General features: G+C 67.6%; 9 protein-coding genes and 1 pseudogene. 4 read left to right on the plus strand and 6 right to left on the minus strand.

What is annotated here, in order from left to right:
* Window positions 1-262: 262 nt before the first annotated feature.
* From OXU42_13860 to OXU42_13880, 5 genes are all read right to left on the minus strand, one after another.
* Window positions 263-751 carry a histidine phosphatase family protein gene (locus OXU42_13860; GenBank protein MDE0030475.1) on the minus strand — a complete coding sequence of 163 codons (489 nt, stop codon included), beginning with the start codon at window positions 749-751 and terminating at the stop codon, window positions 263-265.
* A 163-nt stretch (window positions 752-914) separates the two neighbouring features.
* Entirely contained in the window at window positions 915-1,259 is a 345-nt protein-coding gene (locus OXU42_13865; protein MDE0030476.1) for a nucleotidyltransferase domain-containing protein, read from the minus strand.
* A gap of 8 nt (window positions 1,260-1,267) precedes the next feature.
* Window positions 1,268-2,170: a carbon-nitrogen hydrolase family protein gene (locus OXU42_13870; GenBank protein ID MDE0030477.1), complete on the minus strand. Its 903-nt coding sequence runs from the start codon at window positions 2,168-2,170 to the stop codon at window positions 1,268-1,270.
* Window positions 2,171-2,222: 52 nt separating this feature from the next.
* Complete coding sequence (locus OXU42_13875; protein MDE0030478.1) at window positions 2,223-2,726, minus strand: cupin domain-containing protein; 504 nt, start codon at window positions 2,724-2,726, stop codon at window positions 2,223-2,225.
* A complete protein-coding gene (locus OXU42_13880; protein MDE0030479.1) occupies window positions 2,719-3,873 on the minus strand; it encodes a mandelate racemase/muconate lactonizing enzyme family protein in 1,155 nt (384 codons plus the stop codon). Before OXU42_13880 ends, OXU42_13875 begins: the two co-directional genes overlap by 8 nt.
* A gap of 283 nt (window positions 3,874-4,156) precedes the next feature.
* Between OXU42_13880 and OXU42_13885 the strand changes: the two genes are divergently transcribed.
* The 4 genes and pseudogenes from OXU42_13885 to OXU42_13900 all read left to right on the plus strand — a co-directional run bounded on the left by OXU42_13885 (window position 4,157) and on the right by OXU42_13900 (window position 8,589).
* Window positions 4,157-5,182: a hypothetical protein gene (locus tag OXU42_13885; protein ID MDE0030480.1), complete on the plus strand. Its 1,026-nt coding sequence runs from the start codon at window positions 4,157-4,159 to the stop codon at window positions 5,180-5,182.
* 92 nt (window positions 5,183-5,274) lie between these two features.
* Window positions 5,275-6,093: an enoyl-CoA hydratase/isomerase family protein gene (locus tag OXU42_13890; protein ID MDE0030481.1), complete on the plus strand. Its 819-nt coding sequence runs from the start codon at window positions 5,275-5,277 to the stop codon at window positions 6,091-6,093.
* 69 nt (window positions 6,094-6,162) lie between these two features.
* Window positions 6,163-7,281 (plus strand): annotated as a pseudogene (locus OXU42_13895) (CoA transferase).
* Between the two features lie 102 nt (window positions 7,282-7,383).
* Window positions 7,384-8,589 (plus strand): CoA transferase, encoded by a 1,206-nt coding sequence (locus OXU42_13900; GenBank protein ID MDE0030482.1) that lies wholly within the window; start codon window positions 7,384-7,386, stop codon window positions 8,587-8,589.
* A 10-nt stretch (window positions 8,590-8,599) separates the two neighbouring features.
* On the opposite strand, the gene OXU42_13905 is transcribed toward OXU42_13900, so the two are convergent.
* The gene (locus OXU42_13905) at window positions 8,600-9,370 is read right to left on the minus strand and encodes a citryl-CoA lyase (GenBank protein MDE0030483.1); all 771 of its coding nucleotides are present in this window, start codon (window positions 9,368-9,370) and stop codon (window positions 8,600-8,602) included.
* Window positions 9,371-9,550: the final 180 nt, after the last annotated feature.

Here is a 9,550-nt window from a genome sequence, read left to right on the forward strand (position 1 = left end):
TCTCGTTCATGGGCGTCAGCGGCACCCTGCAGAGCGAGTCCACCGTCGTCCACCTCGTGGCGGAGTCGGTCTGGCGGCCGAAGATAGGCGCGGAGCCGGTAAGGAGGAAGAGTCGGGATTTTCAGTGAAACCGTCCTTTGCAGTTGCTCAATCCCCGCAGATTGACAAACGAGCAAGCAAGGAATGCCCTATCAAGCCTCATCTCCAGCCCGCTCCACAAACTCGTGGCGGGGGAAATTGAGAAGCGTGGAGTAACGTGGGGCTAACTCTTGGGGAAATCGAACAGCACCTCGTTGCCCCGAGCATAGCCCACGGTAAACCAGGTGTCGGTATCGAACCCGAGATGGAGCACCCCGCATGTGGGCAGGTTCGGGATCGGACGCGGTCCGAGGTGATTGGCAAGTTCGGTGATGCCGGGGTTGTGGCCGAACAGCATCAACCTCCCCGCCGAGTCATCAGAGTCGCGAATCACCTCAAGCAACTCGACGATGCCGGCACCGTAAAGGCGATCCTTCAGGACGATATCCTTGCCCGGGTAGCCGAGCTTCTTGGCGATGATCCGCGCCGTCTCCAGCGCCCTCACCGCCGGGCTCGACACGATCAGGTCAGGTTTCCACTTGCGTCGCGCAAGCCGTGCGCCCATCGCGGGCGCGTCCCGCTCGCCGCGCTTGTTGAGAGGTCTTTCGCGGTCGTCGAGACTGGAATCCTTCCAGCTCGACTTGGCGTGCCGGACGATGATCAACTCTTTCAAGAGGAGCTCCTCGCATGCGGAGCGAGCGCCTTAACTATTTCGGCCCTCGCTTCCTTCCAAGATCGGCATTGGTAAATCCATTTTCTGACAGATAACGCTGGATTCGTTCCGCGAACTCCGTGGCACTTCGGCATTGGCGTTCGGCCTCATCAGATTTCCCGATTCACAGCACAGACACTCCATCGCGCTCTACCGCGTGTTGGAAAGGGTAGCCTTTATTGGTTCTCTCCTGCCATTCGTCCTCGGTGTAAGCCAGGATCGAAGGGACGGCATCCGAGGTTGCCGCCAGTTCGTAGCCGATGTTCCGCAACGGGCGCTTCAGGGGACCGGCGTCATTTCTGACGACCAGCAGAACATCAACGTCGCTGTCCGGATGCGACTCCCCGCGAGCCTTTGAGCCGTATACGAGCATGCGTACGACCGCTCCCGGGTGACGTTCGCTCAAGGCCTGTCGGTATTGTGCCAGCCACGTTGTTTCGTCGGGCGTCAGTTGCAGGGTGTGCTTCATGCCTTCACCTAGAAAAGGACATATGGTGGCAATGCCTCGTACGAACGGGCGTGTGCGCCGGGGCGGCCCGGTTCCGGTTGCGCCGGCTGGCTGAAGGGCCGGTCGTGCCGCAGGCTCGGGACGCGCTTGCGGACATTCGCGACGCTTTCCAGGTCCACGGTGGCGACGATGGTGCCGGCGTCCTCGCCGCCCTCAGCCAGGATCTCGCCCCAAGGGGAGACAATGAGCGAGTGGCCGTAGACGGCGCCGCCGCCCGGGACGGGGCCGACCGAGCAGGGTGCCACCACCACGGCGCCGTTCTCGATGGCGCGGGCGCGGTTCAGCACGTGCCAGTGGGCTTGTCCGGTGACCTTGGTGAACGCGGCGGGCACCGCGAGGATCTCGGCGCCGGCCTGGGCGAGTGAACGGTAGAGGTGGGGGAAGCGCAGGTCGTAGCAGGTGGTCATGCCCAGGCGGCCCCAGGGGGTGTCCGCCACCACCGCCTGCTTGCCGGGACTGATTACGGCGGACTCGCGGTAGCGCTCGGTCTCGGACAGGTCGACGTCGAACAGGTGGATCTTGTCGTAGCGGGCGCGGACATCGCCTTGGCTGTCCACCATGAAGGCGCGGTTGATGAGCCGGTCGTCGGGTCCGTCCACGGCCACGGAGCCGATTAGCATCCACACGCCGGCATCGCGGGCGAAGGCGCGCAACGCCTCCAGCACGGGGTGGCCGGCCTCCGGCGCGGCCGGGGGTTTGACCATGCCGTTCTCGGTGGCGAGGCCGCCGCAGTACTCGGGCAGGCACACCAACTCGGCGCCTGCCGCCACCGCGTCGCCGGCGAGGCGGCAGGCCGCCTCGATGGCCTCGTCGAAGGTCGCCAGGGCCGGCGTCTGGACACAGCCGATGCGCACTTCGCGTTTGGTGGTCATGGGCTTGTCTCCCCGTCGTGTGATTTCTCAATCTTAGCGCTTTGACCGGAAATTACGAAGCGCGCGTGAGCCGATGGATGAGTTGGCTGTGTTGTGGGTAGCGCCCGAGCAGCTCTTCCCTCGAGGGCATCTCGAAATCCGCGAAGTCGAAGCCAGGGACGCAGGTGCAACCCACCAAGGCGTAGCCCCGGTTGCGGTCCATGGACGCGCCGAACAGGGAGCCGCCGGGGACGAGTGTCTGCAGGCATTCGCCCGCCTCCGGATCGGGGCCCATGTGGATGGGTGCGTAGCGGCCCGCGACGTCAATAACGTGCACGGTGAGAGTCGAGCCCGAGTAGAAGTGCCACAGCTCGTCCTGCCTGATGCGATGGAGGGCGGAGAACTGATCGTCCTGAAGGAGAAAGTAAATGGAGGTGCCGAGGTTGCGGGGACCGCCATAGCCCGGCAGCGCCTCGCCCGGCACGATGGCCGGGGAGCGATAGATCTCCTTGAAGTAACCGCCTTCGGGATGGGGTTCGAGGCCGAGCTGGTTGACCCAGTAGGTGGCGTCATGCATCGCGCACCGTCCGCCGCCACAGCGCAAGGTCGCCGCCGCCGTCGAAATGATAGCGCCGAAGCGCCTCGGGGTCGAGGGTGACTCCGAGGCCCGGGCCGTCGGGCGGGCGCATGAAGCCGTTCCTGGGTTCCAGGGGTTCCTGGAGCAGGTCGCTGCGGAGCGGGTTCTCGTTGTAGTCGAACTCCATGACCGCGCTGTTTTCCAGGGCGGCGACCAAGTGGAGGCTCGCGGCCAGGGCGACGCCGTCGCCGTAGGTGTGGAGGGAGACCGGCAACCCGCGTTCGGCGGCGGCGGCGGCGATGGTGCGCACCTCGCTGATGCCGCCGGCGCGGGCGACGTCGGGCTGAAGCACGTCGACGGCGTCGCGGGCCATGAACGATTCGAAGGCGAAGCGGGTGTGGAGGTTCTCGCCCAGGGCCACGGGGACGCCGGTGCGGGCCTTGAGTTCGGCGTGGCCGGCCACGTCCTCCATGAACAGCGGTTCCTCCAGCCAGCCGATGCCGAGCTTCTCGAACGCGTCGGCGGCGGCCAGCGCCACGTCGAGGCCGTAGCCCATGTTGGCGTCGGTCATGAGGGGAAAGTCCGTTCCCAGCGCCGACCGCACCGCGCTCACGATCTCGATGTCCTGGGCCAGATCGAAGCCCACCTTGATCTTGATGCCGTGGAAACCCCGTTCCGCCAGCTTCTCGGCCTTCTCCACCGCCGTGCGGGTCGCCTCCGGATAGAGCGCCGTGGCATAGACCTCCACCGGGTCCCGACGCTTGCCGCCCAGCAGCTCGTACACGGGCACGCCCTTCACCTTGCCGGCGATGTCCCACAGGGCCGTGTCCACGCCGCTGAGGGCCACCACGCCGACTCCCCGTGAGCCGAACGCGCGCGCGCCGGCGCGGAAATAGGCGGTGTCCCAGATCTCATCGATGTCGAGGGGGTCCATGCCCACGAGCAGCGGCTTGAGAACGTGGGTGACGACGGACTCCAGCAAGAGTCCGTTGCCGGAGCAGGATCCGATGCCCGTGATGCCCGCGTCGGTGTGGACTTCCACCAGGAACCCGTAGCGGTGGGTGCGCACGCCGGTGCGGCTTTCCACCTGTCCTTGAGCGCCGAGGGGCGCGCGCAGCCGCAGGGTCTTGAGATCGGTGATCTTCATGCGAATTCCAAGCCTTTCCGCGACGGCCCCCGGTGGCGCTATCCGCGGCAATGTCCAGGGAGCGCACCAGCCTTGACACCCCGGCGTCGCGTCTCATAAACGTACCTTGAGACACGCCGGGAGGTCCGGCGAAACGGGTGCCAAAACCGGGCGCCGGCTCGAAGGAGCCTTTGTCGAGCACACCGTAGTCGATGCCGGCGGGCGCGTGCAAACGCAGTCCACATGGGCGAGGGACGGCTTGGCGAAGCCTCTTCGGCGCCGGCCGCCAACGTTCGGAGTCATCATGCAAGGCAACAAGGTCTGCATCCCCGCGCCGCACAAGCTGTCGGTGGGGCGGGACGTGCTGGAGGAGGCGGGTTGCGAGCTGGTGCTGGGGAAGGACCAGGACGAGCATCCCAAGCACCGCTACACCGAGGACGAGCTGGTCGAGCTGATCGGCGACAGCGACGCCGTCTGGGCGGCCCAGCGGGACTTCATCGGCGGCGCGGTCATGGCCCGCTGCCCGAAGCTCCGCGGCGTGATCAAGGCGGCCATCGGCTACGAGACCATCGACGTGGACGCGGCCACCGAGCTGGGCATCCTGGTGTGCAACAGCCCGGCGCGGGAGAACTTTACCGGGGTGGCCGAAGCCACCGTCGGGCTCATGTCCATGCTGTTCAAGCGGCTGGTGCACAACCAGACACTGCTGCGCGAGGGCGGCTGGAAGCGCAACGAGCACCGGGGCAACCTGATGGTGGGGCGCACCGTCGGCATCGTCGGCGTGGGACGGGTGGGCAAGGAAGTGGCCAAGCGCCTCGGCCCGTGGGAGATGCGCCTCATCGGCTGCGATCCCTACATCACCCAGGAATCGGTGCGGCACCTGGGGGTGGAACTGGTGTCGCTGGACACGGTGCTCCAGGAATCCGACCTGGTTACCCTGCATACGCCCCTCACCCAGGAGACGCGCCAGCTCATCACCCTGGCCGAGCTGAAGAAAATGAAGCCCACCGCCTACCTGGTGAACACGTGCCGCGGGGGCGTGGTCAAGCAGGACGACCTGGCGCAGGCGTTGAACGAGGGTGTCATCGCCGGCGCGGCCGTGGACGTGTTCGAGGAAGAGCCGCTGCCCATGTCGGACCCCATCCGGCAGGTGGACCCCGAGCGGCTGATCATGACCCCGCACATCATCGGCACCAACCCGCAGTCCCAGGTGTCGGGCGAGCGCATGGCCGCCCAGAGCATCCTCACCGTGCTGGCGGGCGAGGTGCCGGAGACGGTGGTGAACCCGGAATGCGTGGACTCCTGGAGGGAACGGTTCGGCACCCGTTGACGGGCGAATGGAACTCACGTGGTCGCGCTGTCGTCCCGCTCCAGTAGCGCCGCGCCGGCGGAGCCACCCCATTGAACAGATCGGAGGAACCCGTGGCTGAGAGGGAAACCATTATCGAGGACATCAACGAGGAAACAGGCGTCGCCTGGATCACCCTCAACCGGCCCGAGCGGAAGAACGCGCTCAGCCGCAAGCTCCTGGCGGAGCTGGTGGACAGCCTCAAGGCCCTGTCGGTGAACGACAACATCCGCTGCATCGTCACCACCGGGGCGGGCAATGCCTACAGCTCGGGCCTGGACCTGTATGACCTGCGCGCGTCGTGGCAGGGCAAGCGCCGGCTCTACGAAGGCGGCTCGGCGCGGGAGATCGTCACGCTGCTGCGCCAAGCGCCCCAAGTCACCGTGGCCGCGGTCAACGGCTGGGCCCTGGGCGGCGGTCTGGTCCTCGTGAACGGCCATGACCTGGCCATCGCCGCGGACACGGCGCAGTTCGGCATGCCGGAGATCATCCGCGGGAGCTACGGCGCCACCGCCACGCCCACGCTTTTCCGCAGCGGCATCCCCTTCAAGAAGGCATTCTACATCCAGCTCACCGGCGAGAACCTGGACGGGGCCGAGGCCGAACGCCTGGGACTAGTGTCCAAGACGGTGCCGGAGAAGGAGCTGATCCCGTTCGTGCGGGAGTTCGCCGCCACCATCGCCACCCGCCACCCGGCGACCCTGGAGCACGCCAAGATCGCCGCCTACACGTCCATGGACCTGGACCACAGCCGCGGACTCCTGGTGGACGAGATCATCTCCCACCGCATGCGCGTGTATACCAACCCGCTGAACGACGTGGAGGGCTACCTGCAGTCGCAGAAGGGCGGCGGCAACGTGGCCTACGAGAAGCCGGACGCGAAAAAATCGTAGGGGGGTTCAAACCCGCCGCATCCGCGTCGCACCGTCGGCCCACAAAGGCCGCCGGCAGCAGGAACTCGCATGCCGAAGAACGAACCTGAAAACACCAACGGCGCCCCCCGACTGCTGGAGGGATACCGGGCGCTGGACCTCACGGACCGCAAGGGCCAGATGTGCGGCCGCTTCCTCGCCGACCTGGGCGTGGAGGTGGTCAAGATCGAGCCGCCCGGCGGCGACCCGGCGCGGCGGCTGCCGCCGTTCGCCGGCGACACCAGCCTGGTCTTCGCCCATCTCAACGCCAACAAGCGCAGCCTGGAGCTGGACCTCGAGACGGCCGAAGGCCGGGAGCGGCTGCGGGCGCTGGCGGCCGAGACCGACATCCTCATCGAGAGCGGCGCCCCCGGATGGATGGCCGGAATGGATCTGGGCTACGACCGCCTGAGCGAGAGCAACCCGGGCCTGATCATGGCCTCCATCACCGGCTTCGGCCAGTGGGGTCCCCACAGCGTCTTCGCCGGCAACGACCTGGTGGTGTTCGCCATGTGCGGACTCATGTCCATCTCCGGCGACCCCGACGGCGCACCATGCGCGCCGCCCGAGACCCAGGCCTACTACTTCGGCAGCCTCATGGCCGCGCTGGGCATCGTGGCGGCCCTCCATCGCCGCGAGCGCACCGGCGCGGGCGACTGGATCGATGTGTCCATGCAGGAGGCCCTGGCCACCCAGGAGCACATGGTCCGGCTCTACGCCAACGAGGGAGAGGTCCACCACCGCGCCGGCAGCCAGCACCAGCACGTGGCCCCCGCGCGAATCTTTCCCTGCAGCGACGGCCACGTGTACATCTACGTCAGCCGGCAGCACTGGCAGAGATTCCTCGACATCTGGCCCGGCCATCCCGAGGACTTCGACGCGCCGGAGTACCTCAACAACCTGTACCGGCGGGCGCGGGCCGACATCATCAATCCGGCGGTGAGCGAGTTCACCCGGCGGCACTCCATGGAGGACCTGACCCGCCTGCTCCAGTCCAACCGCATCCCCTGCCTGCCGGTGAACCGGCCGCTGGGGTTCCTGCGCGACCCGCACGTGGAAGGACGGCGCTTCGTCCAGGAGGTGCCCTATCCGGACGGGGAATCGCTGATCCAGCCGGCGCTGCCCTGTCTGTTCAGCGGCGCGCGGCCGCGGGTCGCGGCGCCGGGACCCGCTGGTGCGGACGTGGAAACGGCCACGGCCGATGGTGACGCGGCAGTGGGGGCAGCCGCCGGCAATGCCGCCGCACCGGCTCCGGCCGCCGCCGCCCAGGGCCTGCCGCTGGAGGGCCTGCGCGTCCTGAGCTTCGACCACGTGCTCGCGGGGCCCTTCGGCATGATGCTGCTAGCGGACCTGGGCGCGGAGGTGCTCAAGGTGGAATCCGCCAAGGGCGGGCTCGATCCCTTCCGCTTCTTCGGCACCGGCGACGATCCCAACGCCTCGCCCCGCTTCCTGGAGTTCAACCGGAACAAGCGCTCCGTAACCGTGAACCTGAAGCATCCCGAGGGACCCGGCCTGATCCGCGAACTGGCGCTGCACTGCGACCTGGTCCTGGACAACTTCGCGGCGCGGGTGATGCCCGGCCTGGGACTCGACTACGATCATTTGGTGGAGCATAAGCCCGACATCGTCACCCTGCGGATGCCCGGGCTCGGCGCCACCGGCCCCAAGAAGGACTCCCTCACCCTGGGCACCATCATCACCGGGTTCACCGGCTTCACCTGGCTGTGGAACGAGTCACCGGAGGTGGATCCTCCGGTAGGCGCGGGCACGGTGCTGCCCGACTACGTCTCGGGAGTCATGGCTGCGATCCTGTCGGTCGCGGTCACCCTCTACCGCCGGCGCACAGGCCGGGGAATGGCCATGGACATGGCCCAGGCCGAGGCGGCCGCGTTCCTCATCGGCACCGCCATGATCCAGGCCGCCAACACGGACACCGAGCCCGTGGCCGTGGGCAACCGCTCGCTCTACCACGCGCCCTACGGCATCTACCCCTGCGAGGGCGACGACCGCTGGTGCGTCATCGCCACCGAGAACGACGCGCAGTGGCGCAGCCTGGCCGCCGCCATCGGCCGGCCGGAGCTGGCCGGCGACCCGCGTTTCCGGGATTCCGCGGACCGGGTGCGCCGCCGGGACGAACTGGACGCGATGATCGAGGAATGGACCCGGACGCGCGACCGCCACGAGGTCATGCGGCTGTTGCAGGCGGAAGGAGTCCCTTGCGGCGCGGTCCAGAACGGCGCCGACCTGGTGGAGAACGACCCGCACCTCCAGGCCCGCGGCTTTCTCGGCACCCATGACAACCCGCGCTTCGGGCGCCTCACCCTTCCCTGCCTCCCCATCCGCTTCGCCCGCACCGCCGCCTCGCAGGACTGGGTTTTCCCCGACCTCGGCCGCGACACCGACCGCACCCTGCGCGACGTGCTGGGCTACGACGACGCGCGCATCCGGCAGCTACGCGAGGACGGCGCGTTGGAGTGACAGTGCGGCTCTATGGCTCGTAGGACAAATTGGTCCGTATCAGGTTGCTGATGCGCCGGTGCATGGGGTTGCGCAGCTCCTCGCCGATGTGGGCCATGGCGCCCAAGGTGCGGCCGATCAGGGCGAAGGCCTTGGCCATCTGCCACTGGAGCCCCATGTCCGAGGAAATGGCGGCGATGGCGCCGGTGACGTTGATGGGCAGGCCGCGCTTGTGGCGCGCTTCCGCGGCCTTCTTGATCTCTTCCAGGAACTCGCAGTAGCGCCCGCGCACGCCGGTCTCGGCGGCGATCTCGTACATCTTGTCGGCGCGGGGGTCGCCCTCGGAGTGGGTGGCGTGGCCGATGCCCGCGACCCGCTGCTTGCGGGTGGCGAAGTCTTCCACCACGGACCGGGCCAGCGCGGCCAGGTCGGTGTCGCCGCTGTCCAGGGGCAGCGCGTCCTGCAGCATCTTGGCGCAGTACTCGGACGAGCCCAGGTGCACGCTGCCGGCGCCCAACAGGGCCGCGGCCACGGCTCCCTGGATGGCCTCCGGCGCAGTGGACACGGTCAGGCGCGCGGCCACCACGTTCCCCACCATGCCGTGCTCCACAAGCACGTTCAGCATCGCGTCGGTCATGCGCCCCTCGTCCTCGCTGGGAAGGCGCCCCACCAGCATCAGGAAGGTCATCTGGCCGAAGCTGAGCTTGCCGAGGATGTCCTGGGTCAGGTCGATGTTGCGCACCAGGACGCGATGCAGCTCGGCCTTGCCCAACCCGGTTACGATCTTGTTGTCGTCGCTCACTGGAGTCTCCTTGTTTCGTTTTGACCGGCGGCCGGACGGCCGCCCTCCGTCACACGTCGATGCGCGTGTCCCACAGGATCGGATCGCCGCCCATGGGCGGGCAGAACAGGTCCACCTGCAACTGCACCTGGCAGCCCGGACAACTGTACTCGTGGTACTCGCCGATGTAGGGCTCGCCGG

Source organism: Deltaproteobacteria bacterium (assembly GCA_028818775.1).
GTDB lineage: Bacteria > Desulfobacterota > Binatia > UBA9968 > JAJDTQ01 > JAJDTQ01.

Coding starts and splice junctions, on each gene's coding strand:
- OXU42_13865 (MDE0030476.1), bottom strand. CDS start 1,259: ATGAAGCACACCCTGCAACTGACGCCCGACGAAACAACGTGGCTGGCA.
- OXU42_13870 (MDE0030477.1), bottom strand. CDS start 2,170: ATGACCACCAAACGCGAAGTGCGCATCGGCTGTGTCCAGACGCCGGCC.
- OXU42_13875 (MDE0030478.1), bottom strand. CDS start 2,726: ATGCATGACGCCACCTACTGGGTCAACCAGCTCGGCCTCGAACCCCAT.
- OXU42_13880 (MDE0030479.1), bottom strand. CDS start 3,873: ATGAAGATCACCGATCTCAAGACCCTGCGGCTGCGCGCGCCCCTCGGC.
- OXU42_13885 (MDE0030480.1), top strand. CDS start 4,157: ATGCAAGGCAACAAGGTCTGCATCCCCGCGCCGCACAAGCTGTCGGTG.